The sequence below is a fragment of the Actinosynnema sp. NPDC023587 genome (genome assembly GCF_040640215.1).
Classification (GTDB): Bacteria; Actinomycetota; Actinomycetes; order Mycobacteriales; family Pseudonocardiaceae; genus Actinosynnema.
The window spans coordinates 571,911-598,361 of the sequence record NZ_JBFABG010000004.1; the positions used below are offsets into that span (position 1 = coordinate 571,911).

28 protein-coding genes are annotated in these 26,451 nt (G+C 72.3%); 9 read left to right on the plus strand and 19 right to left on the minus strand.

Features of this window, described 5'->3' with window-relative positions:
- The first annotated feature begins 13 nt into the window (after positions 1-13).
- Positions 14-400 (plus strand): hydroxyphenylacetyl-CoA thioesterase PaaI, encoded by a 387-nt coding sequence (gene paaI / locus AB0G01_RS14990; protein ID WP_360944819.1) that lies wholly within the window; start codon positions 14-16, stop codon positions 398-400.
- Positions 401-418: 18 nt separating this feature from the next.
- On the opposite strand, the gene AB0G01_RS14995 is transcribed toward paaI, so the two are convergent.
- Positions 419-796: a hypothetical protein gene (locus tag AB0G01_RS14995; RefSeq protein ID WP_360944822.1), complete on the minus strand. Its 378-nt coding sequence runs from the start codon at positions 794-796 to the stop codon at positions 419-421.
- Between the two features lie 89 nt (positions 797-885).
- Positions 886-2,067, minus strand: a complete 1,182-nt coding sequence (locus AB0G01_RS15000; RefSeq protein WP_360944825.1) for a hypothetical protein — start codon at positions 2,065-2,067, stop codon at positions 886-888.
- Positions 2,068-2,108: 41 nt separating this feature from the next.
- Between AB0G01_RS15000 and AB0G01_RS15005 the strand changes: the two genes are divergently transcribed.
- Positions 2,109-2,609 carry a DUF6584 family protein gene (locus AB0G01_RS15005; protein ID WP_360944828.1) on the plus strand — a complete coding sequence of 167 codons (501 nt, stop codon included), beginning with the start codon at positions 2,109-2,111 and terminating at the stop codon, positions 2,607-2,609.
- Between the two features lie 15 nt (positions 2,610-2,624).
- Positions 2,625-3,491: a serine/threonine dehydratase gene (locus AB0G01_RS15010; RefSeq protein WP_360944831.1), complete on the plus strand. Its 867-nt coding sequence runs from the start codon at positions 2,625-2,627 to the stop codon at positions 3,489-3,491.
- Positions 3,492-3,545: 54 nt separating this feature from the next.
- Here AB0G01_RS15010 and mnmA read toward each other — a convergent pair whose 3' ends face one another.
- The 7 genes from mnmA to AB0G01_RS15045 all read right to left on the minus strand — a co-directional run bounded on the left by mnmA (position 3,546) and on the right by AB0G01_RS15045 (position 10,918).
- A complete protein-coding gene (gene mnmA, locus AB0G01_RS15015; RefSeq protein ID WP_360945286.1) occupies positions 3,546-4,628 on the minus strand; it encodes a tRNA 2-thiouridine(34) synthase MnmA in 1,083 nt (360 codons plus the stop codon).
- A 5-nt stretch (positions 4,629-4,633) separates the two neighbouring features.
- Positions 4,634-5,809 (minus strand): cysteine desulfurase family protein, encoded by a 1,176-nt coding sequence (locus tag AB0G01_RS15020; RefSeq protein ID WP_360944834.1) that lies wholly within the window; start codon positions 5,807-5,809, stop codon positions 4,634-4,636.
- Positions 5,809-7,194 carry an MFS transporter gene (locus AB0G01_RS15025; RefSeq protein WP_360944837.1) on the minus strand — a complete coding sequence of 462 codons (1,386 nt, stop codon included), beginning with the start codon at positions 7,192-7,194 and terminating at the stop codon, positions 5,809-5,811. Before AB0G01_RS15025 ends, AB0G01_RS15020 begins: the two co-directional genes overlap by 1 nt.
- A gap of 145 nt (positions 7,195-7,339) precedes the next feature.
- Positions 7,340-8,230: a lysophospholipid acyltransferase family protein gene (locus AB0G01_RS15030; protein ID WP_360944840.1), complete on the minus strand. Its 891-nt coding sequence runs from the start codon at positions 8,228-8,230 to the stop codon at positions 7,340-7,342.
- Positions 8,227-9,000 carry a GNAT family N-acyltransferase gene (locus AB0G01_RS15035; protein WP_360944843.1) on the minus strand — a complete coding sequence of 258 codons (774 nt, stop codon included), beginning with the start codon at positions 8,998-9,000 and terminating at the stop codon, positions 8,227-8,229. Before AB0G01_RS15035 ends, AB0G01_RS15030 begins: the two co-directional genes overlap by 4 nt.
- Positions 9,001-9,158: 158 nt before the next feature.
- On the minus strand, positions 9,159-10,118 hold the full coding sequence (locus AB0G01_RS15040; RefSeq protein WP_360944846.1) for an electron transfer flavoprotein subunit alpha/FixB family protein: 960 nt from the start codon (positions 10,116-10,118) through the stop codon (positions 9,159-9,161).
- 17 nt (positions 10,119-10,135) lie between these two features.
- Positions 10,136-10,918 (minus strand): electron transfer flavoprotein subunit beta/FixA family protein, encoded by a 783-nt coding sequence (locus tag AB0G01_RS15045; protein ID WP_360944849.1) that lies wholly within the window; start codon positions 10,916-10,918, stop codon positions 10,136-10,138.
- Between the two features lie 288 nt (positions 10,919-11,206).
- On the opposite strand from AB0G01_RS15045, the gene AB0G01_RS15050 reads away from it, so the two are divergent.
- Both AB0G01_RS15050 and AB0G01_RS15055 read left to right on the plus strand, forming a co-directional pair.
- Positions 11,207-12,049 (plus strand): DegV family protein, encoded by an 843-nt coding sequence (locus AB0G01_RS15050; RefSeq protein WP_360944852.1) that lies wholly within the window; start codon positions 11,207-11,209, stop codon positions 12,047-12,049.
- Positions 12,050-12,111: 62 nt separating this feature from the next.
- The gene (locus tag AB0G01_RS15055) at positions 12,112-12,255 is read left to right on the plus strand and encodes a hypothetical protein (RefSeq protein WP_360944855.1); all 144 of its coding nucleotides are present in this window, start codon (positions 12,112-12,114) and stop codon (positions 12,253-12,255) included.
- A 16-nt stretch (positions 12,256-12,271) separates the two neighbouring features.
- On the opposite strand, the gene AB0G01_RS15060 is transcribed toward AB0G01_RS15055, so the two are convergent.
- From AB0G01_RS15060 to AB0G01_RS15090, 7 genes are all read right to left on the minus strand, one after another.
- Positions 12,272-12,919, minus strand: coding sequence for a hypothetical protein (locus AB0G01_RS15060; protein WP_360944858.1), 648 nt, complete (start codon positions 12,917-12,919; stop codon positions 12,272-12,274).
- 114 nt (positions 12,920-13,033) lie between these two features.
- Positions 13,034-14,065, minus strand: a complete 1,032-nt coding sequence (locus AB0G01_RS15065) for a hypothetical protein (protein WP_360944861.1) — start codon at positions 14,063-14,065, stop codon at positions 13,034-13,036.
- Between the two features lie 950 nt (positions 14,066-15,015).
- Complete coding sequence (locus AB0G01_RS15070; protein ID WP_360944864.1) at positions 15,016-15,717, minus strand: hypothetical protein; 702 nt, start codon at positions 15,715-15,717, stop codon at positions 15,016-15,018.
- A gap of 147 nt (positions 15,718-15,864) precedes the next feature.
- Positions 15,865-16,209 (minus strand): hypothetical protein, encoded by a 345-nt coding sequence (locus AB0G01_RS15075; RefSeq protein ID WP_360944867.1) that lies wholly within the window; start codon positions 16,207-16,209, stop codon positions 15,865-15,867.
- Positions 16,210-16,294: 85 nt separating this feature from the next.
- Complete coding sequence (locus AB0G01_RS15080; RefSeq protein ID WP_360944870.1) at positions 16,295-17,479, minus strand: methyltransferase domain-containing protein; 1,185 nt, start codon at positions 17,477-17,479, stop codon at positions 16,295-16,297.
- A gap of 30 nt (positions 17,480-17,509) precedes the next feature.
- Positions 17,510-17,770 (minus strand): hypothetical protein, encoded by a 261-nt coding sequence (locus AB0G01_RS15085; protein ID WP_360944873.1) that lies wholly within the window; start codon positions 17,768-17,770, stop codon positions 17,510-17,512.
- A gap of 46 nt (positions 17,771-17,816) precedes the next feature.
- A complete protein-coding gene (locus AB0G01_RS15090) occupies positions 17,817-19,046 on the minus strand; it encodes a helix-turn-helix transcriptional regulator (protein ID WP_360944876.1) in 1,230 nt (409 codons plus the stop codon).
- 206 nt (positions 19,047-19,252) lie between these two features.
- Here AB0G01_RS15090 and AB0G01_RS15095 point away from each other — a divergent pair, with 206 nt between their 5' ends.
- Positions 19,253-19,513, plus strand: a complete 261-nt coding sequence (locus AB0G01_RS15095) for a helix-turn-helix domain-containing protein (protein ID WP_360944879.1) — start codon at positions 19,253-19,255, stop codon at positions 19,511-19,513.
- 356 nt (positions 19,514-19,869) lie between these two features.
- On the opposite strand, the gene AB0G01_RS15100 is transcribed toward AB0G01_RS15095, so the two are convergent.
- Both AB0G01_RS15100 and AB0G01_RS15105 read right to left on the minus strand, forming a co-directional pair.
- Positions 19,870-20,538, minus strand: coding sequence for a DUF3800 domain-containing protein (locus tag AB0G01_RS15100; RefSeq protein WP_360944882.1), 669 nt, complete (start codon positions 20,536-20,538; stop codon positions 19,870-19,872).
- Between the two features lie 376 nt (positions 20,539-20,914).
- The gene (locus AB0G01_RS15105; RefSeq protein ID WP_360944885.1) at positions 20,915-21,835 is read right to left on the minus strand and encodes a tyrosine-type recombinase/integrase; all 921 of its coding nucleotides are present in this window, start codon (positions 21,833-21,835) and stop codon (positions 20,915-20,917) included.
- Positions 21,836-21,909: 74 nt separating this feature from the next.
- Between AB0G01_RS15105 and AB0G01_RS15110 the strand changes: the two genes are divergently transcribed.
- From AB0G01_RS15110 to AB0G01_RS15120, 3 genes are all read left to right on the plus strand, one after another.
- The gene (locus tag AB0G01_RS15110; RefSeq protein WP_360944888.1) at positions 21,910-22,674 is read left to right on the plus strand and encodes a class I SAM-dependent methyltransferase; all 765 of its coding nucleotides are present in this window, start codon (positions 21,910-21,912) and stop codon (positions 22,672-22,674) included.
- Complete coding sequence (locus AB0G01_RS15115) at positions 22,671-24,161, plus strand: glycoside hydrolase family 57 protein (RefSeq protein WP_360944891.1); 1,491 nt, start codon at positions 22,671-22,673, stop codon at positions 24,159-24,161. The genes AB0G01_RS15110 and AB0G01_RS15115 overlap by 4 nt, the downstream gene beginning before the upstream one ends.
- A 103-nt stretch (positions 24,162-24,264) precedes the next feature.
- Positions 24,265-25,512, plus strand: a complete 1,248-nt coding sequence (locus tag AB0G01_RS15120) for a glycosyltransferase family 4 protein (RefSeq protein WP_360944894.1) — start codon at positions 24,265-24,267, stop codon at positions 25,510-25,512.
- Between the two features lie 101 nt (positions 25,513-25,613).
- Here the strand turns inward: AB0G01_RS15120 and AB0G01_RS15125 are convergent, their stop codons facing one another.
- Positions 25,614-26,360, minus strand: coding sequence for an acyltransferase (locus AB0G01_RS15125; protein WP_360944897.1), 747 nt, complete (start codon positions 26,358-26,360; stop codon positions 25,614-25,616).
- Positions 26,361-26,451: the final 91 nt, after the last annotated feature.

Sequence of the window (26,451 nt, forward strand, 5' to 3'; positions counted from 1 at the left end):
CTAGAGTGCAGCCATGGACGGACCCGCGCAGATGCTCGCCAACGACCCCGCGTCGACCGCGCTCGGGATCAGACCGCTGGCCCTGGCGGACGGTTCCGCCACGCTGGCGATGACGGTAACCGAGCGGATGATCAACGGTCACGGGATCGCCCACGGTGGGTACGTGTTCCTGCTCGCCGACACGGCGTTCGCCTGCGCCTGCAACCGACCCGGTTCGGTGACGGTCGCGGCGCAGGCGGAGATCGACTTCCTGGTGCCGTGCGGGGTGGGCGACGAACTCGTCGCCAACGCGGTGGAGCGGGTCCGGGTCGGGCGCAGCGGGATCTACGACATCACCGTGCGCCGGGGCGACGAGGTGGTGGCCGAGTTCCGCGGCCGGAGCCGGACCCTGCGCTCCTGAGCCGCTCCCAGGGCGCTCCTAGGCCGCGCGGCGCAGGCCCACCACCTGGAGGGCGATGCACCCGACCACGACGACCGCCTGGACGACGATCACGACCATGCCGAGGGTGGTGACCGGGAACCAGCCCGCGAAAGCGGTCAGGAAGCTGTCCACCACCCACACGAAGTTGAGCACCACCGCCGCGCCGACCAATGGCCGGACGGGCTTGACCCCGAGCGCGAAGAAAGCCGCTCCGTTCACCACGAGGAACAGGCCGAGCCCGATCACGAGTGCCCGGGGCAAACCCAGCGGCGCGTCCACCAGGATCATCAGGACGCCCATTGCGGCCGAACCGAGGCCGTCGAGCTTGAGTGCGAAGCGGAGGAGATCGTCATCGCGGACCCGAGTTGTCGTCATGGCCCTGAAGTTAGGGTCGCGGGCACTGCCGGCACCACGTCGAACACTGCCAACAACTGCCAGTTCCGGCAGGTCGACCGGGGTCCGCGTCAGTCCGGCACCCGCGCGGACAGGTCGGCGGCCACCAGCTTGGCCCCGGCGTTCTGCCAGTTGTGCAGGGTGCGCTCGGGGACCTGGTCGGTGAACCACGCCAACGCTTTCCGGGCGTTCTGGTCGAGGTCCTCGCGTTTCGTCCGGCGCGAATACGGCCGGATTCCCACCACGTAGTAGAAGTAGAGCGCGTTGTAGTGCCGCCACTCGTCGCTGGTGCCGAATTCGCCGTCCCGGGGCTTCAACCGGAGAATGCCCTCCAGCAACAGCGCCTTCAACTCGGCGGCCCGTTCCAGCGGCTGGTCCGGCGCGCCCCGCGCGGCCAGCCGGGCGTCGATCACCGGCAGCCGGGTGAGCGGGTTCGCGACCAGCTTCGCCAGGTCGCCGTACCCGCTCAGCGCGCGCCGGGTGGACTTCACCAGGTCCAGCTCGTCGAGCGCGGTCCGCTGGTCGAGCTTCGGCAGCGCCTCGGCGGCGTCGCGCAGCTCGGCCCGGTTCGCGGCCACCGACGGCACGGCCACCCGGTCCACGATCGCCGCCAACGGGTTCGCCAGCACCTGGAGGGCGATGGCCGCCGCCACCGTGCCGAACAGCAGCGGCGTGAGCCGGTCGTCCAGGAACAGCGCGACCTGACCCCCGAACACCACCGCCAGGCCCGCCGCCCCGAGCAGCGAGCGCAGCATGTCGGCGCGGATCGCCTCGCCCTCGTCGAACGCGTCGCGCAGCGCCACCAGGACGCCGAACAGGAGCAGGTCCACCCCGATCGCCGCGACCAGCAGCACCGACGGGGTGAACCCGGTGAGGACGAGTGCCGAGCCGAGCAGGAACATCACCGTCGCCACGCCCCACAGCGCCCCGGTCCGCCGGACGTGCAGGACCACCGCGACACCCAGGGGCACCAGCACGACCAGGGGCACGAACCACGCCACCACCAGCAACGGCACCGCGCTCCACCGCCACCACCGGTCGTGGCGCTCGGGTAGCCGGCACACGATCGCGCCCGTCCACGCCACCGCCGGGATCGCGAGCACGACCGGCGGCACGGGCAGCGCCAACGCCGCCGCGTAGGCCACCAGGCCGGCGGCGGCCCGGTGCAGCACGGGCTTGCGCGGATTCCGCGCCACCAGGTACAGCCCCAGCCACCAGGCCAGGCCGAAAGCCGCCACCGACACCCCGATCACCCGAGGATCCTACGGTTGCACCGGCTGGGACGATGGGGGCCATGCCTGTCGAGCTCACGCTTCGCAAGGCCGCCGAAGAGGTAGGACGTGGTGATCTGGCCGGCGTCCTGCGCGCCCGGCAACGGCTCGTCGGGCTGGTCACCAGCTACCCGGACCGGCTGGACCTGCGGGACCGGCTCGCCGAGGTCTACCGGGTGCTGGGCGACACCGCCCAGGCCGGGCGCTGGAGCTACCTCGCGGACCACCGCGACGAGGCCGAGATCGCGGCGTTCGAACGCGCCTACCGGACCCCCGAGGCCCGCCTGGCGTCGTTGAACTGGGTGGGCGGCGAGGCCACCACGGAGACCGCGCGAATCCGGCTGGCGGCGCTGCGGGGCGCGGTGTCCGAGCAGCTCCGGGCCGAGCTCGCGGTGGCCGACGACCGCGACTCGTCGTGGGTCACGAACGTCCTGGTGCTGGCGGGCCTGATCGTGGTGCTGCTGTGCTTCGTGGTCGGGGCGGTGACGCTCGTCATGTGGGTCTACGAGGGGCTCACCGGGTAGGCGCATCCTGGTGGCATGACCCCCGACGTCGGTGCCGCAGCCGACCGCATCCGCCCGCACGTCCGCCGCACACCCCTGTGGCGGGTGGAGGTCGACGGCCGGCCGCTCGTGCTCAAGCTCGAACACCTCCAGCTCACCGGCTCGTTCAAGCTGCGCGGCGCGGTCAACACGCTGCTCGCGGCCGGTGTGCCGGACCGGGTCGTCACCGCGTCCGGCGGCAACCACGGCCTGGGCGTGGCCGCCGCCGCGCACCTGCTCGGCAGCCGGGCCACGGTGTTCGTGCCGGTCAGCGCACCGGAGGGCAAGGTGCGGCGGATCGAGGCGGCGGGCGCGCGGCTCGTCCGGGCCGGGGCCACCTACGCGGAGGCCGTGGAGGCGGCGCGCGAGGCGTCGGGGTTCTACGTGGAGGCCTACAACGACCCGTGCGTCATCGCCGGGCAGGGCACGGTCGCGGCCGAGGTGGTCGAGGACGCGCCGGAGGTGGACGTCATCGCGGTGGCCGTGGGCGGTGGCGGGCTGGCGGCCGGGACGGCGCTGTCCGGGCGGCACGTGGCCGCCGTGGAGCCGGAGAACTGCCGGGCCCTGCACGACGCCCTGGCCGCCGGTGGGCCGGTCGACTCGGTGGTGGACTCGGTGGCGTCGTCGGCGCTGGGCGCGAGCCGGGTCGGCACCGTGCCGTTCGAGGTGCTCCGGGCGTCGTCGGTGTCCTCGGTGCTGGTCGGCGACGACGAGTTGCTGGCGGCGCGGGACCGGCTGTGGGAGGAGTTCCGGCTGGCCGTGGAACCGGCGGCGGCGGTGCCGTTCGCCGCGTGGCTGCACGGGCGCGTGCCGGGGACGGTGTGCGTGGTGCTGTGCGGGGCGAACACCGACTGGACGCCCTGAGTCGCGCGTCGACGTACGCGGCTCGTGGAGGACGTGACCGGGCGGGACGCGGGGTCAGCGGGTGGTGCTGATGGTGGCGCTGGCCAGCACCAGGTCGCCCGCCGCGTCCGGGCGGTAGACCGCGACCGCCTGGCCCGGCGCGACACCGCTCAGCGGCTCGCGCAGGTGCACGTGGAGCTCGCCGTCGACCAGCTCGGCCACCGCCGGGGCGAGGCCGCCGTGCGCCCGCACCTGCGCGACGCACTCCACCGGTCCGGTGAACTCGATCCGGGTGACCGGGGTCCGCGCCACGATCTCGGTCACCGCGAGCTTCTCCGCCGCGCCCACCCGGACCGTGCCCGACACCGGCTCCAGCGACAGCACGTAGCGCGGCCGGCCGTCCGGCGCGGGCGCGTCGATGCCCAGGCCCTTGCGCTGGCCCACGGTGAACTCGTGCACGCCGACGTGCCGGCCGAGCACCGCGCCGGTCTCGTCGTCCACCAGCACCCCGGGCTGCTCGCCCAGCCGCCGGGTGAGGAACCCGCGGGTGTCGCCGTCCGGGATGAAGCAGATGTCGTGGCTGTCCGGCTTCTCCGCGACCTGGAGCCCGCGCGCCGCCGCCTCGGCCCGCACCTCGGCCTTGGTCGAGTCGCCCAGCGGGAACAGGGCGTGCGCCAACTGCTCGCGGGTCAGCGACGCCAGCACGTACGACTGGTCCTTGCCGTCGTCGGCGCTGCGCCGCAGCTCCACCCGGCCGCCGGCGGTGGACAGCCGGGCGTAGTGGCCGGTGCACACCGCGTCGAAGCCGAGGCCGATCGCCTTGTCCAGCAGGGCTTCGAACTTGATCCGCTCGTTGCACCGCAGGCACGGGTTGGGGGTGCGGCCCGCCGCGTACTCCGCGACGAAGTCCTCCACCACGTCCTCGGTGAACCGCTCGGCGAAGTCCCACACGTAGAACGGGATGCCGAGCACGTCGGCGGCGCGGCGGGCGTCCCGCGCGTCCTCCACCGTGCAGCAGCCACGCGCGCCGGTGCGCAACGTGCCCGGCTTCGCCGACAGCGCGAGGTGCACGCCGGTCACATCGTGACCCGCCGCCACCGCCCGCGCCGCGGCCACGGCGGAGTCCACACCGCCGCTCATCGCCGCCAGCACCCGCATCCCGCTCACACCCCCGCCTTGAGTCGCTTCATCCCCGCGATGCCCGCCGTGCGGGCGCGTTCCACCACCGGTCCGATCGCCTCGGCCAGCTCCCGCACCTCGCCGGTGGTCGACGTGTGCCCGAGGGAGAACCGCAGCGAGCCGCGCGCGAGCACCGGCTCGACGCCCATCGCCAGCAGCACGTGGCTGGGCTGCGCGACGCCGGCCGTGCACGCGGACCCGGTCGAGCACTCGATCCCCTTGGCGTCCAGCAGCATCAGCAGGCTGTCGCCCTCGCAGCCGGGGAAGGTCAGGTGCGCGTTGCCGGGCAGCCGGTGCACCGGGTCGCCGTTGAGGACCACGTCCGGCACCGCGCGGCGCACCGCGGCGACGAGCTCGTCGCGCAGCGCGGCCAGTTCGCCGGCGCGCGCGAGCTGCTCGGTCACCGCGTGCCGGACCGCCGTGGCCAGGGCGACGACCGCCGGCACGTCCAGCGTCCCGGAGCGCACGTCGCGCTCCTGCCCGCCGCCGTGCAGCAGCGGGGTCGTCCGCACGTCCCGGCCCAGCAGCAGCGCGCCCACGCCGTACGGGCCGCCCACCTTGTGCCCGGACAGGGTCAGCGCGCTCGCACCGGATTCGCGGAAGTCCACCGGCACCGCGCCGAGGGCCTGCACCGCGTCGGTGTGGAACGGGATTCCGCGCGCGGCGGCCAGTGCGGCCAGCTCGGGCACCGGGTTGACGGTGCCGACCTCGTTGTTCGCCCACATGGCGGTCACCAGGGCGACGTCGTCGTCCAGCACCTCGGCCAGCGCCTCGGGCCGGATTCGACCGAGTTCGTCGGGTTCCAGCCAGGTCACCGCCGCACCCTCGTGCTCGGCGAGCCACTGCACGGTGTCCAGCACGGCGTGGTGCTCGACGCCGGACGCGACGATCCCGCGCCGGCGGTCGGTGCGCCGGGCCCAGTACACGCCCTTCACGGCCAGGTTGTCGCTCTCGGTGCCACCGCTGGTGAACACGATCTCGGAGGGGCGCGCGCCCAGGGCGTCGGCGAGGTCCTCGCGGGCCTCCTCGACCGCACGCCGCGCCCGCCGCCCGGAGGTGTGCAGCGACGAGGCGTTGCCCGTGGTGGACAACGCCCTGGTCATCGCCTCGATCGCCTCGGGGAGCATGGGGGTCGTGGCGGCGTGGTCGAAGTAGGCCATCAGTCCACCAGGGTAGCCCGGCCCAACCTCCTCGCGAGCACGGCACCGAGGACCGCGACGGCGGCCATCAGCAGGTCGAACGGCACCACTCCGGCGGTGGGTGCCCGAGCCGACGCGAACGCGCCGACCAGCACCCCGCCGAGCCCGATCAGCAACGCCGATCCGAGCATGTCGCTGATCTGCAACGCCGCCGAGTTGAAGCCCCGGTCCACGTCGGTGGAGGCGGCCAGGGTGAGCACGCTCAGGCTCGACATGGCCATCCCCATGCCCGCCCCGGCGACGGCCCACAGCACGGGGGTCAGGAACGCCGGGCCCCACGAAGGTGCGACGAGCGTCACTCCGGCCACGCCGGCGGCGTTGAGCAGGAAACCCCAGCGGACCAGGGTGGCGCGCGGGATGTCGGGTTTGCGCGACTGCCACCACGAGCCGGCGGTCCAGCCCAGGGCGCTCACCGTGAGCGGGATGCCGGCGGCGATGGCCGAGTAGCCGTGCACCGAGGTCAGGGTGAGCGGGATGAACGCCTCGGCGGCGAAGAACGAGCCGGCCAGCAGCCCCCGGGCCAGGATCGTCGCGGGCAGGCCGGGCCGGGCCCGCAGCGTGCCCTTGGGCAGCAGGACGGCCAGGGCCGGGACCAGCACGCCCAGCCCCACCAGGCCGATCACCAGGTTGACGCCGGTCGGGTGCTGCGCGGCCCAGCTGAGGGCCGCCACGCCGGTGCCGGCACCCAGGGCGGCGAGCGGCAGGCCGCGACGCCGGGTCGGGTCGGGCCGGTGCGCGGGCAGCCTGCCCAGCACCGGGACCACGAGCAGGACGGCGAGCAGCACGAACGGGGCCAGCCCCAGGAACACCCACCGCCAGGACAGCGCCTCGGTGAGCCAGCCGGACACGGCGGGTCCGACCAGCGACGGCACCACCCAGGCGCTGGAGAGCAGCCCGAACACCGCGGGCCGGTCGCGCTCGGGGTAGACCAGGCCGATCAGCACGTAGACGGCCACCACCTGGGCACCGCCGCCGAGCCCCTGGAGGACCCGGCCGAGCAGCAGTTGCGGCATGTCCTGCGCGAGGCCGGCGACGACCAGCCCGACCAGGAACAGCGCGGGCCCGATCAGCAGGCTGGGTCGCGGGCCGCGCCGGTCGCTGAGCCGCCCGGACAGGACGGTGGCGATGACGCTGGCGGCGAGGAAGGCCAGGAACGGCCACGCGTACAGGTCGTTGCCGTCGAGTTCGGCCACCATGCGCGGCATGGCGGTGCTGACACCCATGTTCTCGAACGCGAGCAGGGTGACGAGCAGGACGATGCCGACGGTCGGTCCGCGCCGTTCCGGGGTCCAGAGCCGGGCTTTGGTCGTCGTGCCGGGTTCGCGCCCCGCGTCGGTGGTGGCCACCCGCCCATGGTTCAACCTCGCCCCCGGTCGAGGTCAAGGTGATATGACGCGGAAGGACGCAGCGCACACCGCCGGTCGGCCGCCGCGCGGGCACGGCACGGCGGGGGTGCGCAGGCGATCGCACCCCCGCCGAGGTCCGCCGGGCTCAGCGGCGCGCGGCGGTTCGCCGCACGTCCGCCTGCCGGCTGTTGCGGTGCACGCGCTGGATCGGGACCAGCACCTCCCCGTACAGCGCCCGCTCCGACTCCCACTGGACCAGCCCGGCCAGTTCCCGCCGGTCGACAGCCCGGCCGGGCGCGATCTCGTCCAGCACGCGGACCTCGACGACCAGCCCGCGCAGCCGCAGCACCCGCAGCAGGGAGTCGACGAGGGTGTCCGTCCCGACGAACGCCACCCGGCTCGTGGGCTCGCCGCCGACCAGGTACCGCAGGACCACGGGCCGGACCGGCACGCCGGCGTCCAGGGCGGCCTGGAACAACGCCGGCCGGTAGCGCCCGGAGGCCAGGCCGCACCACGTGGTGCCCTCGGCGTGGATGCCGACGGCCGCGCCGTCGCGCAGCGCGGACGCCAGCTCGGCCACCGTCCCCGGCAGCCGCGAGAGCCGTTCCCGGTCCAGGTAGACGGTGCGGGCCGCGGTGATCAGCGGCCCCAGCACGGGCCAGTCCCGGATCTCGCGCTTGGCCACCAGCCGGATCGGCTGCACCGCGTCGATCGCCAGTTCGTCCAGCCACGACACGTGGTTGGACACCACCAGCACGCCACGACCGGGCGTGGCCTGGAAGAGCGGTCCCCCCACGACGGTCAGCCGTGCGCCGAACGCCCGCACCAGGGCGCGGAACCACCGGCGCAGCAACGCTTCCCGCGCGGGTCCGCGACACACCGCGAGCCCCGCCACCACGAGCAGCCCGCCGCACAGCACCGCCAGCGCGGCGACGACCCGCCACACCACGCGGAAGACGCCCACGGCGGGGGTGGCGCGGTCCACGCACCCGTCGCCGCACGGCGAGTACGGCATCCACGCGTGGGCCGGGTTCATGATGTCTCGCCCAGGAAGAACTTCAGGTAGCGCTGGTCGACGTGCTCCATCCCCAGCAGCACGAACAGGTCGGCCACGCCGAAGTCCCCGTCCAGCGCGGGCGGGCCGCACACCCGCGCGCCCAGCCGCAGGTAGCCCTTCAGCAACGGCGGCAGGACGGCCTTGGCCGGGCGCGCCACCGCGTCGACGTCCCACGGCCTGAGCGGCGTCACCCGGTGCTCCTCGGCCGCGTAGTGCTTGGCGCGCACCTGGTCCCAGACGCCGGCCGCGTACGAGCCGCCGTCGTGCAGCGGCACGGACGCGCAGCCCACCAGCCACGAGTGGCCGGACAGCAGCATGTAGCGGGCGATGCCCGCCCACACCAGGGAGACGACCGCCCCGTTGCGGTGGTCGGGGTGGACGCACGACCGGCCGGTCTCCACGACACCCGGCCGCAGCGCCGCCAGGCGGGACAGGTCGAACTCGGTGTCGGAGTAGAGCCCGCCCGCGGCGGCGGCGCGCTCGGGCGGCAGCATCCGGTAGGTGCCGACGATCTCGCCGGTGCGGTCGTCCCGCACCACGAGGTGGTCGCAGTGCTCGTCGAACGGGTCGACGTCGTGGTCGGCGACGGGCGAGTGCAGGATCGCGCCCATCTCCCCGGCGAAGACCCGGTGGCGCAGTCTCTGCGCGGCCACCACCTCGGCGCTGTCGCGGGCGACCAGCAGGGAGTACCGCGGCGCGTCTCCGGCGGTGCGGTTCCCGGTGCTGACAAGCAGTTGGGGCTGCGTCATGGCACTGGTGTACCGACCGGACGGCGAACTCCCGCAGGCCGTTCCGGTGACGCATCGGTGGCAGGTCGGTGAAACCCTGGTGCGCGGACCGGCGACGAGGGCCGCACCTGCGAGAACGCGGTACGACCCTCGTCACCGGAGCGGTGCCCGGGAGGGGCTCAGCCCCTGCGCTCGCCGACCTCGTCGGTGAGCTGCGGCACGACCGAGAACAGGTCGCCCACCACGCCGAAGTCCGCGATCTCGAAGATCGGGGCTTCCGCGTCCTTGTTCACCGCGATGATCGTCTTGGACGTCTGCATGCCCGCGCGGTGCTGGATCGCGCCGGAGATGCCCAGCGCGATGTAGAGCTGCGGCGAGACCGTCTTGCCGGTCTGGCCGACCTGGAACTGGTGCGGGTAGTAGCCGGAGTCCACCGCAGCGCGGGACGCGCCCACGGCCGCGCCCAGGCTGTCGGCCAGCTTCTCGACCACGGCGAAGCTCTCCGCCGAGCCGACGCCCCGACCACCGGACACCACGACGGACGCTTCGGTCAGCTCCGGGCGGTCGCCGCCGACGATCGGCTCGCGGCCGGTCACCCGGGTCACCTTGGCGGCGTCCGCGACGGGCAGCGCGACCGACTCCTCCACGGCGTCACCGGGGGCTTCCGCGGCCTCCACCCCGCCGGGGCGGACGGTGATGACCGGCACGCCGGTGCTCACCCGGGACTTGACCACGTACGCGCCGCCGAAGACGGACTGCGTGCCGACGCCGTCGCCGTCCACGTCCACGACGTCCACCAGCAGGCCGGAGCCCAGCCGCGCGGCGAGCCGGCCGGCCACCTCCATGCCCTCGGTGGTCGCCGAGACCAGCACGGCGGCCGGGGAGGCGGTGCCCGCGATCGTCGCCAGCGCGTCGACCTTGGGCGTGACGAGGTGGTTCACCGCGTCGTCGGACTCCACCGCGTACACCTTGGCCGCGCCGTAGCGGGCCAGGGACTCCTTCACCTTGCCCGCGGTGCCGGGCGATCCGACCACCACCGCGGACGGCTCGCCGAGACGGCGCGCGGCGGATAGAAGCTCATGGGTGACCTTCTTGACCTCGCCGTCGACGTGGTCGACGAGGACCAGGATCTCAGACATGTGTTCCCTCCTCGCCTTCAGATGAGCTTCTGGCCGACCAGGTACTCGGCGATCTTCGAACCGCCGTCACCCGAGTCCTCGACGCGCTGACCGGCACCGCGCGGCGGCTTCGGGGCCGCCTCCAGCACCTCGGACCAGGCCGCGCCGAGACCGACCTCGCCCGCGTCGAAACCGAGGTCCGCCACGGAGAGGGTCGACACCGGCTTCTTCTTCGCCGCCATGATGCCCTTGAAGGACGGGTAGCGCGGCTCGTTGATCTTCTCGGTCACGCTGACCACGGCGGGCAGGTCCGCCTCGATGAACGTCAGGCCCTCGTCGGTCTCCCGCTCGGCCTTGACCACCCCGCCCTCGACGGACAGCTTGCGCACCTGGGTGACCTGCGGCAGGCCCAGCAGCTCGGCCAGGATGGCGGGGATCGCGCCCGCGCGGCCGTCGGTGGACTCGTTGCCGGCGATGACGAGGTCGAAGCCCTCGACCGTGCCCACGGCCCTGGCCAGCACCTTCGCGGTGCTCAGCACGTCGGAACCGTGCAGCGACTCGTCGGAGACGTGGATCGCCTTGTCCGCGCCCATGGACAGCGCCTTGCGGATCGCGTCGGTGGCGCGGCCGGGACCCATGGCGACCACCGTCACCTCGCCGCCGTGCGCTTCCTGGAGCAGCAGCGCTTCTTCCACAGCGCGCTCGTTGATCTCGTCGAGCACCGCGTCCGCGGACTCGCGGTCCAGGGTGTGGTCGGCGTCGGTGAGCTTGCGCTCGGACCAGGTGTCGGGCACCTGCTTGACCAGGACGACAATGTTCATGGGTCCTCTTCGACCTCCTGCGGACGGGCGGCGGTGTTCGGGCGAGCGGGTGCGCTGCGACCGGTCGCCGGGTGCTCCAGTGTGATCCGTGACCCTGCCACGTCATCGCCGCAATGGCATGGTGGTGTCGGCCACCCCGATGTTACCCGCGAGTAGGAGGGGTGGGCACTCTGGTGGGCACCCATGTCGCGTGACGATCCCCACAAGCGTCATAAGGCCGATCGAACGCTATCGTGCCTGCCTGCGGCGGCAGCAGACGGACCCCCCGCTCGGCTAGGGTCGGCAGACATGCACCGTCGAGTAGCGATCGTCACCGACTCCACCGCGTGCCTGCCGCCCCCGTTGGCCGAGAAGCTCGGGATCACCGTGGCGCAGATCCAGGTCCGCATCGGTGACCAGGTGGACGACGAGGCCAGGGTGCCGCTGCCCCGACTCGTGGACGCCATGCGCGACCAGGAGGAGATCGTCACGTCGCCGCCCGACCCGGGCGCTTTCTTCTGGAGCTACGCCGACGCGGCGGCGGCCGGGGCCGAGGCGATCGTGTCGCTGCACGTGTCCACCGACCTGTCGCAGACCGCCGAAGCCGCCCGGCAGGCGGCCGACCAGGCGCGGATTCCGGTGCACGTGGTGGACACCCGGACGTGCGGGATGAGCCTCGGGTACGCGGTGGTGGCCGCCGCGACCGTGGCGGCGGCGGGCGGCGACGCGCGGCGCGTGGTCACCGCCGCCCAGCAGAACTTCCGGCGCAACAGCGAGTTCTTCTACGTGGACACCCTGGAGTACCTGCGGCGCAGCGGGCGGATCGGCGCGGTGGCGGCCCTGTTCGGGTCGGCGCTGTCGGTGAAGCCGCTGCTGACCATGGCCGACGGCCGGGTCGCGCCGCTGGACAAGGTCTTCGGCGGGGAGCGCGCGGTGCGCCGGATGATCGACATCGCGGTCGGCCGGGCCGGCGGCGGCGAGGTGGACATCGCCGTCGAGCACTTCTCCGCGCCGGAGCGGGCGCAGTCGGTGCTGGACCAGTTGCGCGCCAAGCTGCCCCGCGTGCGGCGGTTCCTGGTGACCACGGTCAGCTCCGCGATCGGCGCGCACGTCGGTCCGGGCGCGGTGGGCGTGACCGTTTCGCCGGTTTAGGAACTATCGGCGGGGTTTGCCCGTTGACCTCGCAGGGAACCTAGACCGGGAGAGGAGACGCCATGCCTTCGCTGTTCAGCAAGCTTTCCGCGCTGGCCCGCAGTCCCCAGGGGCGACGGGTCACCGAGCAGCTCAAGCACGCCGCCCGGGACCCGCGCAACAAGACCAGGCTCCAAGGGGTTCTGCGCAAGCTGCGCAAGCGCTAGTCCACCGGGAACCAGCTCACCGGGTCCGCCGCCGCGCCGCCTCGAACGTACGCAGGTAGCGGCGGCGGAACTCGTCCGGATCACCCGGGTACCCCGCCTGGGTCGGCAGGGTGCCGGACACCGAGTGCAGGCCGAACCAGTCGTCCATCGGGACGGACTGCTCCGGCAGCACCGGTTGCTCGCCGGCGGTCCGCACGGGCCACTCCACCGGGTGCCCGTGGCCCGACCAGGGCCCGGCACCAGGTACTCCCGCATTCGTTTCTGCGGTATTCGATTCTGCGGCATTCGGATCTGCCGGGTCCGTGGTGGTGCTCTCGACGGCGGCCACCGGCTCCGGCAGCACGCGCCTCACAGCGTCGGAATCCTCCCGCACGGGCTCGTCCATCACCGGAACCAGCGCCGGTACCAGGGTGAGCGCCGGCCGGGCCGGCTCGTCGGGCGGCGCGGAGATCGGCAGGCCCATCACCGGGTTGCGGTGGATCGGCCTGGCCGCGTAGTCGTCCGGCGGCGGGCGCAGGTCGAGCTTCGGCTGTTCCCGGACCGGCACCGGTGCGGGGACCGGTGCCGGTTCGGCATCCCGTCTCAGCACGTAGGCCGTGAGCACGCACCCGGCCGCGAACGACAGTGCGCACAACCCGAAGACGAACGCGACCGCGCCTGACATAGCACTCCTACCCGACGAGTACGTCCACCTGCGGTCCGCCATCCGGCGGCGGACCGGGAACCGGGCCGACCCCGACCCGCGTGCTGATTGCCCCTCCCGGCACCACCGGACGGCTCAAGCGCCCACCCGCTGCCCGTCGGCGTTCTGCTCCGGGACCGGACCGGGCCGCCCGGTCGTCTGCTCCGCCGTCTGCCCGGTCGTCTGCCCGGTCGTCTGCTCGGGGATCAGGCCGGGCAGCCGGTCCGCCGCAGCGGCCAGCACGGCCCGCGCCTCGGCGAGCTGGGTGGCCACGATCCGGCGCAGCTCGGTCAGCTCGTCGACGTGCTCGTGGATCTCGGCGATCCTCCGCTCGGCTTCCCGGCACGCCATCTTCACCACGAACGAAGCGCGCGCCGAGGCGAGCTCCTCCTGTTCGGCGAACTGCTGGGCGGCCTCGTCGCGCCGGTGGGTCATGGTGAGCTCGAAGTAGTTCTGCACCTTGGTGCGTCGGTCCTCGGACTCGGTTTCGAGGCGGTTGCACTGCTCGGCGGTCTCGCGCAGCAGGCGGTCCGCGTCTTCCTGCGCGCGTGCCAGGGCGTCCGCGCACTCGGCGTCGACCTGGGCGGCGCGCTCGGCCAGGTAGGTCTCGGTGTCCGCGCGGCGGCGCTCCAGCTCGACCTCGCGCTCGTCGAGGTCGGCGGCCCGGCGGGCGGCGGCCTCGCGCAGGTCGCGCGCGTGCTCCTGCGCGGCGGCGCGCAGCTCCGCGATCTCGGCCTCCGCCTCCCGGCGCAGCTCGGCCACCTCGACCTCGGTGCGCTGACGCAGCGAGTCGGCCTCGCGCTCGGCGCGCAGGCGAAGCTCGGCGGACTCGTCCTCGGCCAGCAACAACATCCGGTGCAGGCGCTCGGTCGCACCGGCGGTGGTGTTCGGCGACATCTCCAGCCGCTCGATCCGGGCCCGCGACTCCTCCAGGTCGCCGCGGGTCATCTCCAGCAGCTTGCGCAGGTCGGCCGCCTGGGCCAGCGCCTCGGCGCGATCCACGCTGGTGTACCGGAGCTGTTCCTCCAGGTTGTCGATGTGCTCGATCACCTGTCGGCGGTGGAATCCTCGGTAGACGACGTCGAAACCCGCGTGCAGCGGAACAATCTCCGGCTCTTTCGCACCCATGGCCGCCCCACTCGTTTGAAGATTGACCGAGGATACCGACCGGATGAGTGGCCAACCAGCGTGAGACGAACCTCGGCGACGCCGCCGCGAAGCCCGGCCACAAGCCCTCGAACAGCGGAAACAGCGGAGGAGGAGATCAACACTACTCTGCCTCAGGTCACCCGATGGTGTCATTTTCCGGTAATGGACGAACTCCCCGGGAAACGCCCGACCGGGGACGTCGGGTAATCGCCATCTCCAGGTTCACGCGAAACAGTGACACCCGATGGGCCGGGGCCTGGCTACCGACGAGTAACGAACGACTGGGCTGGACGCCGTGACCGTCGAGCCGCTGCCCCTCACCGGCGAGCGCACCGTGCCCGGTATCCCCGCCGAGAACTACTGGTTCTTCACCAGGTAGGCGCTGTGAGGCGGTCCGTTCGCGCGAGTCACTGCCGAACGTTGTGCCCCTGGTTCTCGTAGCAGACGAAGTCGGCCCCATCCACGGTGCTCCCGTGAGCATCGAGGCGATCACCTGGGCGCTCGGTGGTCCCGACGGAGTATGGGTGGGCACGAGCGCGCACGCTCGCCAGGCTCATGGACGGCAGGAACCTCATCAAGGCGTCCCGCGCGGCCGGCGCACTCGGCATGGACGAGGTCCGCCTGATCCTGGAGCGCGTGCGCGGCGGCAGGGGCCACGCTGATTTTAGCGTCGGAGACGATCCTGGGCGTGGACCACGCCCGGCGTCACCTGTCCTACTGCTTTCCTCGGCCCGCCCCGGCGCAACGTGGGGGCGGGCCATGCGCGTGCTCTGGTCGTGCCTTCTTCTTCGAAAAGAATTACGTCTGCTTGAAGACGGCTCCACACGAGGTGTGCTAACACCCGACGAGTGGTGTCAGCACTTCCCCCGAGCCACACAACCGTCCTTGAAGCGGTAGCCAAACCGCCACCTTCCGGTCGGCTTCAAGCTTTACAACACCTGAAAACCGACCCCGCCGAATATTCCGATAAGCAGTACCGCCACCTTCAAGGTCTTCTTGGCAAGATCGGGACCATTCTCCACTCCGAACCAGCGGAGGATAGCGGTGACACCGTCGAACGTTTCGACGGTACTACCGAAGTTGTGGAAGATGGCGTCACTTGCCACGCCGCCCGCGACCACCGCGATGGTGCGCGCTTGCCCCAGCCTCAGCGCGAGGGTGTCCAGGGTGACATCGAGAACTCGCTTGAGTCGAGACAGGTTGACGCGGAACGTCTGCATCGCCTTTGCCAGGAACCGCACGATTATGCTGCCCTCATGCAGGCTCAAGAACCCCTCGACCGCACTGGACAGGAACTTCCGCAGCACCGACCGGACTTCGTTTTCGATCCGATCGGGGTAGGCACGCAGGAAAGCTCCGACATCGAACTTCTCACTCGTGATCCGGATGCTGAGCGCGTAGGTCTCGCCGACGCCGACACTCTCCCAGTCGTCGGACCGCAGGTCGCGATCCGCATTCCGCAGTGCGGACTTCTCGTATCGATCCGCAGCACGCAGTTCGGCCGGAGTCGCCACCCGCTGGTAGCCCTCGGGACTGCCGAAGTCGGCTGACGAACGAGTATGCGGGTGGTCGAGCACCTGTCCTTCGCCGCTTTCGCGTTCGCGGCGGTTCTCGTCAAAAGGGGTGGACAAACTCGACTCCCTACGTGCGGCGGCACATGCTTACTTTCACGCTACACGCGCACCTGCGGATCGGTCGGCCGTTCATACAAACGGCCTATCGGGACGTCGAAAATCCACTCCCGATCACCCGCTGCAATATAGCTCACGCACAACAAGCTATTCCTTACTTCCTGGAATAAAGATGCCGGTAACGATCAACCGCGCCGGTCGCATTCGGTTCGCCGCCGCGAGGTGTCGCCGAACCGGTGCCGCGCCCACAGCAGTGTCACCGCCGGCCGACGTGCGGCCCGTGACCGCGCGCCAGGCGGGGGCGAGCCGGTGACCGGGCGCGGGCAACAGCAGCAGCCCGCCCGCGATTTCGCCGAACGGGCCCGTCTCCTCCCACACGATGCGCTGGTCGGGGTCGGTGCGGATGCCCAACGCCTCGCCCGCGTGCCTGACCCGGATTCCGTCCGCCCAGCCGCCCGGCCACTGCCGGAAGCCGTCGAGCTGCGCGGCCACGATCGGCAGGAACTTCCAGCCGCCGGCGCACAGGTCGAGCAGGTGCCTCAGCGGCGGGTAGGCGGCGACCGCCGCCGCCTCGGCTTCAGTCGGCCACGTGGACCGGGGTCACGGTGTTGTCCGGCTCGCCCAGCCACACCTGCTGGTCGTCCGGCGTGACGGTCAGGCCGAACTCGAACCGCGACGGTCGACCTTGCCCGACCCACCAGCCGTGGGCAGTCTCCACCTCGTCCCACAACCGGCGCGGCCCGTGCCGGCGCACCTCGAACCGGCCGGCGGTGGTGGCATCGGGCGTGGTCCGCACCGTCGCCCAGCTCCCACTGTCCACATGGAACAGAAGCAGCTCCCACACGTCCGCGTCGGAGTCGTCGTGCGCGACGGAGTGCTGCACATCGGGCACCTGCACGCCCACCGCGAACATGCCGTCACGGTCGTAGGCCACCTGGTGCGGCGGCAACGTGGTCACCGTGGCGGGCAGGTCGGAGTCCTCGGCGAGACCGCCGAACCGGGCCGCGTGGCCCCACGGGGCCCGGTGATCTCGCAAGGCCATGAAGTAGGCGTCGCCTGCTACTGACCCGATCACCGTGCCGCCGTCGTGCACGATCAACTTCATCAGCACCGCCGCGCCCCACGTGGTCCGCCACGGGATGAGGAGCTGTCCGCCGGGACGGGCCGTCTGCTCGACCCACGGCAGCGGGATGCGCCCAGCCGCGACGGCGGCCGTGGAGATCACCCGGTCGAACGGGGCACGGGCCGGATACCCGGCCGTGCCGTCCCCGGTGACCACGGTCGGGTCTACGCCCGCGTCCTTCAACGCTCTACGTGCCCGGTCCGCCAGCTCCGCATCCAGCTCAACCGTGGTCACGTGGTCGTCGCCGAGACGGGTCGCCAAGAGCGCGGCGTTCCAGCCGGTCCCGGTGCCGATCTCCAGCACGCGCCGGCCGGGCTCGACGTCCAACGCGTCCAGCATCGCCAGGACCAGCGACGGCTGGGAGGCGCTGGAGGTGGGGTTGCGGCTGGTGTCCGGCCACACCGTCGCGCCGTCGTCGAGCTGCGTGACGATCGGCCGGTCGCTGTAGACCGCCGCCGCCCAGCCGTCCGGGTCCGTGACGCGGTCGAACGGGGCCGGGCGGCCGGTGCGGTCGTCCACCCAGCAGCGGGCCGGGATGAACGCGCCCCGATCCACGGCGGCGAACACGTCCACCCATGCGGGAGGCACGGCGTCGTCGGCCCGCAGGTCGGCGACGAGATCCGCATGGGTCCTGGTCACTGGCCGCCGCCCGGCTTACCGCCGCCGTGGTTACCGCCATCGGGACCGTCCGGGTTCGACCCCCCGCCTCCCTGCGGCTTGTGGGGCTGGGTCGAGGTGTCCTCGTCGCTGCGGTCGTCGTGCTTGCCCACGTGGCGCTCCCGTCGGGTCGTCGGTGTCGGTCAGGCCGTTGTCGTGTCCGTGGTCCCCGGCCGGGGCGCGGTGCCGCAGCTCGCGGTGCACGTGGAACGCCACCCAGCCGACGACGAGCAGCGCCACGGCGAGCACCAGGAGGAGGACGACAACAGCCATGCACAGGACGCTAGGGCGCTCTCGGTGTCCGTAGTTTCACAGAGTGTTAACGAACGCCCAGCCGGTTCTTCAGCGAGCGGAGTTCCCACGCCCGGACCTTGGCACGGTGGTCGAGCTGGACCAGCAGCTCCCGCGCGACGGGGTCGTGCCGGATGCGCTGGGGCGCGATGCGGTCGGCGGTGTCCAGGTGCCGCACGGCCTCCGCGTCCCGCGCCCCGCCCGCCTGCGCGAACGCCCGCCCCAGGTCGAAGTGCAGGGCCGCGCGCCGGTCGGCGGCGGTCAGGGCGGCGTCGTAGCCGGGTGCGGCGGTGATCCGTTCCGCCGCCGCCGGTCCCCCGCCGGACTCCACCGCGATCGACAGCGCCCACGCACTGACGTTGGCCGGCCCGAAGCTGAACCACAGCGTGTTCTGCTCGCCGATGCGCCGCGCCAGGTCGGCGGCCTCCGACAGGTGGGCTGTCGAATCCTGCGCCTGTCCGGCCTTGGCCGCCATCTGCGCGGAGGTCAGGTGCAGCATCCCCAGGGCTTCCGCCGACGCGGTGTCCGGTGCGGACGGATCGGAGACGTCCGCCAGGCGCTCAAGTTCGGTCGCGGCGATGCTCCGCGCCCGATGCCGCGCGCCCATGCGGCTCAACGCGGTGGAGCTGGTCATGGCGGCGAACGCGGACAGGGCCGGGTCGTCCAGGCGGGCGGCGGCCTCCCGGCCACGCGCGGCGGCGGCCACCGCCAAGTCCGCGTTGCCCAGCGACCGGGCGACGCCGGCAGCGACCATGCACGCTTCAAGCAGGGCGCGCAGTGCGACGCGGCTGTCGTCGCCGCTTCCAGCCACGGCGTGCACGTGAAGGTCGGTGAGCAGCGTTCCGAGATCCCGGCCGGCCGCGCCGTAGCGGGAATGGGCGGAGTGCTCGTTGGCGGTGCGCGCCCACTCCACCAACTCGTGAAGCGGGCGGGCCGGCACGTCGGGTACGTCGTCCAAGGTGGCGTCGTGCAGGCCCACGCTGATGCCGGGCAGGGTGGCCAGGGCGTTGGCGCTGACCCGGTCACCGGGCAGGTACGGGGTGCCGGTGAGGTCCGCGACGGAGCAACTAAGCGCGTGGGCGATGTCCTCCAGCAGGCCGCGCCGCTCGAACCGGCGTAGGCCCCGTTCGAGCATGGAGAGGTACGGCGCGCTGATGCCGGCCAGTCCGGCGGCGGTGTCCAGGGACAGGCCGCGACGCGTGCGGATCGTGCGGACGCGCTGGCCGATCTCCAGTGGTGTCGTGCCCGTGGCGTCCATACCCGCACCTCCCAACCACTTCCGAGGGTAGCCGGGTTGAGTAGGCGCATCATTCGGGTGACGCGATGCGCAGCTCCTCCAGGTCGAGCCTGGCGCGCCGGCCGTTCGGGTCGTCATCCGGGCGCGCTCACCTGCACCGCCACACGTTCGGGTGGAGGACGCCGTGAACTGTTTTCACGATCAACCGAGCGCACAACCTCAACGCCATGAGTGAGACGACGAGCAAGCCGCTGTTCTACACGGTGCGCGAGGCGGCGAAGGTCTTACGCGTGGACGCCGCCACGCTCTACCGCGCGATCCGGGAGGACGCCTTCCCCGCAGTGAAGATCCACACCCGCTACATCGTCCCGACCAAGGCGATCGAGGCGATGGCCTCCGGCGCGACGGAGACCGGCGCGGTGCTCAACGTGGCCGCGATGGTCCAGCAGCGCCGTATCGAGCAGGAGCTGGCGCAGCGCTGGCGGTGAGCGTCCTGACCGCATGCGCAGTAAGGGCACAGCTCCGACTTCACTCGCCTCTACGACACTCGCAGCTAGTGCAGTACCCCGAATGCCGTATAGCCCAAGACAGGATCTTCTGATCTTGACATGAGCGACACGGCAAGTCCTGACCTGCACAGAAGGATCTATCAACGTCAACATACGCAGGCGACAGCACTCGTTCGAATGTGACTCACATCACATGTTACGCGCTAGTCGTCACCCCAAAGGGAGTAACCCCCAGCGTGTACACGCGCTAGGCTCATGGAGCGCGACCCCGTCCGACGAAAGAGCCCCTGGGCTCGGCTTTCGCCTAGTTGGCCGGGGGTTCGTGCTTTTTTGGATCAGTAGTAGGTCTGCGTGCCGGCCTTGAAGATGTCGTACTCGCTGCACACCTTGTCCCTGATCAACTTGAGGCTCCGGTCGTCGCCGCGTTCCCATGCGCGCATGACCGCCCACGTACAGTAGTCAACCGCTTGCAGGCCGAAGTCGGACTCGTCTCGCCAAAAGGCCAGGGTGCGCTTCACGCGGAACGGCACGCACTGAGTCATCACGTCCTCGATGGCTCCACGGAACGCGGCACGCCCCTTCTTGGTCCCGATGGACGCCGCGACGACCAGTAGTTCGTCGTTGACGTGCAGGGTCCGAGGCGCGAGGTACTTAAGGTGGTAGTACCAGGCGTAGCGGAAGAACGTGGGGTCGTCCGGCCTGATCTTCGGCTGGGCCTTCGGTTTGTCGACCAACGTGACGTCCACCCGGAAGTCGATCGGCTTCAACGCCTCGAAAACCGTGTCCCTGACGTGCTGACTGTCGGTGGTCGCGTGGAAGGTCGAGTCGAGGCCGTGCCGCGCCCAGGCCAGTTCGTCCCTCGCGGTGGCGAGAGCTTGGCGCAGCTTGCCCAGCTCCGGCTCCTCGATCAGCAGGGTGCCCACAGCGAAGTACCGGCTGACTTGCGGGGCAGCTCGGAACTGGAGGTCTCCGCTCTCATCCGAGAACAGGTACCGACGAGCCATCCGGCCCCCTTGCTGATCACTCTGGGTGGTGATCCAGCAGACTACTCCGAGAGTCCGGCACCACCTGGACACCCAGAGGGGCACGACACCGCCCTACATCCCGAGTCGCCTCCCTCGCCCCGGCTCGCATACGTAACCGCACGTCAACAAGGTGTGGCGCAACCAGCCTTCCCCGTCTTCTCCGCACGCTCCTCGTCCGACGCGTAGAACTGGCGCGTAGAACTACAACCCGACGCCGCGCATTGCGTTGTCGCGCCACTTGTCCACCGCGCGCACGTAGCCGAGATGACTCAGCGTCAGGCAGCCCGGCCCGGACGACGACGGCCTTGACGATCGTCGCCACCCGGTGCAGCGACTCGATGGTGACCGGCGGGCATCAAACACGGTCACCGCGCGCCAGACGCCGGGCGGCATCCCGTGCACGTTCGTTCGCCGCCGAGTTGCCGTACCGCCGGACCATGAGCGGCGACGACCAGCCGGCCAGGCGCTCGACGTCGCTCTCGCCAGCGCCGTTCGAGAGCAGGTCGTGTGCCCAGGTGTGCCGAAGTTGGTGCGGGTGGAGATGCCCGAGGCCCGCCTGCACGCACCGCCGCGTGAGCATTTCGCCGACAGCGCCGCCCGTTAGCCGCCACGAACCGCCGTCGCGGGGACGGATGGACAGGAACAGGGGGGACGCGTCGGCCGCCGGACGCGTCGCACGGACACGGAGATATTTCCGCAACGCGAGCGCGGTCTTGTTCCCGAAAGGCACGATGCGCTGCTTCCGGCCTTTTCCGAGGACGTGGACCTCCTGGCGGCGGAGATCCACGTCCGCCAGGTCGATTCCGACGACTTCCGCACGCCGGCATCCGGTGTCGAGCAGGACCCGGATCAGCGCGCTGTCCCGCCGGTCGGTGTACGAGCTGCCCCCCATGCTGCGGAGCAGCGCCGACAGCTCCTCGTCGGAGATCACCGGGACCGGCAGCGCTTCGGGCATCGGCAGATCGAGGCCGGCGGCAGGGTTGGAGGTCAATCCGGAGTCCGGCTCGCCCGCCACGTACGACAAGAACAACCTGACGGCGATGCCGTCCCGCCGACGCGTGGCGTCCGCCCGGCCGCCGTCGCGGAGGTGTCGCACCCACCCCCCGACCACCTCCGGCGTGATGTGGGCCGGGCCGGTGATCTCGGGATGGGTTTCCCCGAGCCAGCGGACGAACGCGCGCGCAACACGCGCATACACCGTCACCGTGTGATCCGACACTGTCCCGGCTCGCAAATGCAGGGACCATTCATCCGCCCAGTCGGCCAGCTCATTCACCCCTGTAGGCTACGTCGTAGTTCTCGTGGCAGACAACGGTATGCGGAACGCACGATGGCAGGGAGCCGATCGAGATGTCCGACGTAAGTGCAGTTCCAGCGCCGAGCTTGCCACTGACCGGTGAGCGTACGATCCCCGGTATCAGCCACGAGAACTATTGGTTCCGCCGCCACGAAGCCGCGTACCTCGACCTCGTCCACCACTGCGCCGGCGCGGTGGTGCTGGAGGCCGGGTGCGGTGAGGGCTACGGGGCCGCCCTGATCGCCCGGCACGCCGCCCGCGTAATCGCGCTGGACTACGACCCCGCGACCGCCGCGCACGCCGCCCGCGCCTACCCCGGACTCGCCGTGGTGCGCGGGAACTTGGCGGCCCTGCCGCTGGCCGCCGCGAGCGTGGACGTGGTCGCCAACTTCCAGGTGATCGAGCACCTGTGGGACCAGGAGGGCTTCCTGGCCGAGTGCGCGCGGGTGCTGCGCCCCGGCGGGCGGCTGCTCGTGACCACGCCCAACCGGATCACCTTCTCCCCCGGCCGCGACACGCCCCTGAACCCCTTCCACACCAGGGAACTCGCCGCCGGTGAACTGGCCGACCTGCTGGTCGGCGCGGGGCTGGAGGTGGAGCTCCTGGCCGGGCTGCGGCACGGGCCGGCGCTGCGCGCGCTCGACGCCCGGTTCGGCGGGTCCGTCATCGACGCCCAGGTCGCCGTGGTCGTGGACGACAACCCGTGGCCGGAGGACCTGCTGGCCGCCGTGGCGGGTGTGCGCGGCGAGGACTTCGAGATCACCACCGACGACCTGGCCGCGAGCCTGGACCTGGTCGCGGTGGCGGTCCGGCGATGACCGAGGGGACCTTCTGCCTGGTGCTGCACAGCCACCTGCCGTGGCTGGCGCACCACGGGGCCTGGCCGGTCGGCGAGGAGTGGCTCTACCAGGCGTGGGCGCACTCGTACCTGCCCGTGGTGGACCTGCTGGAGCGGTTCGCCGCCGAGGGCCGCGAGAACGTGCTGACCCTGGGCGTCACCCCCGTGCTGGCCGCCCAGCTCGACGACCCGTACTGCCTGCGCGGCGTGCACGACTGGCTGGGCGACTGGCAGTTGCGCGCGCACGGCGCGGCGGCCCGGCTGCCCGACCTGTCCGCCCGCGAGCACCGGGCGTCGCAGTGGGCGCTGGACAGGTTCGAGACCCGGTGGCGGCACGGCTTCTCGCCGGTGCTCAGGTCCCTGGTGGACAGCGGCGTGGTCGAGCTGCTCGGCGGTCCGGCGGCGCACCCGTTCCAGCCGCTGCTCGACCCGGGGCTGCGGGCGTTCTCGCTGCGCACCGGGCTGGCCGACGCGCGGCTGCGGCTCGGGGCCGCGCCGGCGGGCATCTGGGCCCCCGAGTGCGCCTACGCGCCCGGGATGGAGACCGGCTACGCGGCGGCGGGGGTGCGGCGGTTCCTGGTCGACGGGCCGTCCCTGCACGGCGACACGGCCGCCGCCCGCCCGGTGGGGTCCTCGGACGTGCTGTGCTTCGGGCGTGACCTGGAGGTGTCGTACCGGGTGTGGTCGCCGAAGGTCGGCTACCCCGGCGACCCGGCGTACCGGGACTTCCACACCTACGACCACCCCAGCGGGCTCAAGCCGTCCCGGGTGACCGGGGTGGGGGTCGCGCCGCAGGACAAGGAGCCGTACTCGCCGGAGGCCGCCGCCGAGGTGGTGCGGCGGGACGCGGCGGACTTCGTGGACGTCGTGGTGCGGCGGCTGCGGGAGCTGCGGGAGCGGCACGGCAAGCCGTCGCTGGTGGTCGCCGCGTACGACACCGAGCTGTACGGGCACTGGTGGCACGAGGGCCCGGCGTGGCTGGAAGCCGTGCTGCGCGCGCTGCCCGAGGCCGGCGTGCACGTGACGACGCTGCGCGGCGCGGTGGAGGCCGGGCACGTCGGGACGCCCGTGGAGATCCCGCCGTCGTCGTGGGGCGCGGGCAAGGACTGGCACGTGTGGAACGGGCCGCAGGTCGCCGACGTGGTGGACCTCAACGCGGGCGTGCAGCGCGAACTGCTCGCGCTCGACCTGGCCGGGCCGACCCGCGACCCGGTCGCCGACCAGGCCGTGCGGGAGGCGCTGCTGGCGCTGTCCAGCGACTGGGCGTTCATGGTCACCAAGGACTCGGCCGCCGACTACGCCCGCTACCGGGCGAAGGTGCACGCCGACCGGTTCGCCGAGCTCGCCGCCCTGCTCCGACGCCGACGCGAGTACGGGCACGGACAGGCGCACGGGCGCGCGCGGGCGGGCGAACTCCGGGCCGTGGATGGACCCTTCGGCCACCTCGACGCGCGCGGGCTGGGCTGATGCGCCCGGTCCGGGGGTCGTCGGCGCGGCCCGGGACCCCGGGACGCCCGGCAGCTCCCCCCTGGGTCCACCCGGGGGCACCGAGGAAGTGCGAGGATGCGCCATGCGCGTGCTGATGCTGTCGTGGGAGTACCCGCCGGTCGTGGTGGGCGGACTGGGCCGGCACGTACACGCCCTGGCGACGGAGCTGGCCGGGCAGGGGCACGACGTCGTCGTGCTGTGCCGCCAGCCCACCGGCTCGGACGCCGTCACCCACCCCACCTCGGACGCGGTGGTGGAGGGCGTGCGGCTGATCCGGGTCGCCGAGGACCCCGCGCACCTGGTGTTCGAGCGCGACCTGGTGGCGTGGACGCTGGCCATGGGGCACGCGATGACCCGGGCCGGGCTGGCGCTGCTGCGCGGGTGGCGACCCGACGTGGTGCACGCGCACGACTGGCTGGTCACGCACCCCGCGATCGCCCTCGCCGAGGCCGCCGGCGCGCCGCTGGTGGCCACCGTGCACGCCACCGAGGCCGGTCGGCACAGCGGCTGGCTGTCGCGGACGCTCAACCAGCAGGTGCACTCGGTGGAGTGGTGGCTGGCGAACCGGGCGGACGCGCTGATCACCTGCTCGGCGGCGATGCGGACCGAGGTGGCGCACCTGTTCGAGGTCGACGCCGGCGGCATCACCGTGCTGCACAACGGGATCGAGCCCCGGCGGTGGCGGGTGCGGTCGGCCGACGTGGCCGCCGCGCGCGCGGAGTTCGCCGCCGACGGCCCGCTGCTGCTGTTCTTCGGGCGGCTGGAGTGGGAGAAGGGCGTGCAGGACCTGATCGCCGCGCTGCCCCGGATCCGCCGGGCGCACCGCGGCACGCGGGTGCTGGTGGCCGGCGGGGGAACGCACCGGGACTGGCTGGTGGAGCAGGCACGCGAGCACCGGGTGCTGCGGGCGGTCGAGTTCGTCGGGCACCTGCCGGACCGGACGCTGGCCGCCGTGCTGTCGGCGGCCGACGCCGTGGTGCTGCCCAGCCGGTACGAACCGTTCGGGATCGTGGCGCTGGAGGCGGCGGCGGCCGGGACCCCGCTGGTCGCGTCCACCGCCGGCGGGCTGGGCGAGGTCGTGCTGGACGGCGTGACGGGGCTGTCGTTCGCGCCCGGTGACGTGGCCGGGCTGGCGCGGGCCGTGCGGTCGGTGCTGGACGACCGGCCCGCCGCGCTGCGCCGGGCGAAGGCCGCGAAAGCCAGGCTGGGCACCGATTTCGACTGGGCGCGGATCGCCGAGGGCACCGTGGGGGTGTACCGGGGGGCGGCGGCCTGCGAGCACGGGCCGCTGGGCCGCCCCAAGATCGCCACCGGCAACGCGTTCCTGTAACCGGGCGGGAGCCCGGTGGTCGCGGAGCCCGGTGGTCGCCGCATCGACGTCGGGAGGGGGCGACGCACCCGCCGGCCGGACGGCTCACGGGCCGGGGTCGGTCAGTCCGGCCGCTTCGACTTCTCCAGCGCCTCACGGGCCTTGCGCGCCATGTCGGCCACGGCCGCGCGGCGCACGGCGTCCGCCTCGTAGTCCTCGCGCCGGTCCTTCACGACGCGCGCCGGAATCCCCACCGCGATCTTGAAGTCCGGCACGTCGCCGCGCACCACGGCGTGCGCGCCCAGCACGCACCCGCGTCCGACGCGCGTGCCGCGCGTGACGGTGACCTTCGTGCCCAGCCAGCAGTCCGGCCCGATCCGCACCGGCGACTTCACGATGCCCTGGTCCTTGATGGGCAGCGCGATGTCCGCCGTCACGTGGTCGAAGTCGCAGATGTACACCCAGTCCGCGACGAGCGTCGCCGCGCCGATCTCGACGTCCAGGTAGCAGTTGACCGTGTTGTCCTTGCCGAACACCGCCTTGTCGCCGATCCTCAGCGAACCCTCGTGGCAGCGGATGGCGTTGCCGTCGCCGATGTGCACCCAGCGGCCGATCTCCAGCCGGCCGTAACCGGGGCGGCAGTGCAGGTCCACGTTCTTGCCGAGGAACACCATGCCGCGCAGGACGACGTGCGGGTTCGCCAGCCGGAACCGCAGCAGCCGCCAGTACCGGACCAGGTACCAGGGGGTGTACGCGCGGTGGCGCAGGACCCACTTCAGCGAGGCCAGGGTGAGGAACCTGGCCTGCGCCGGATCGCGCCGCGCACTGCCCCACCTGGTCCACACGGGCGCACCCCACATGCTCGTCACGCGGGCACTCTAGCCGGCGGCCGGCGACCCCGGCGCGGGCCCGGGAGGGCGGCCGGGGGGAGGAGGCGGGGCCGGCGGCCGGTCGTGATCG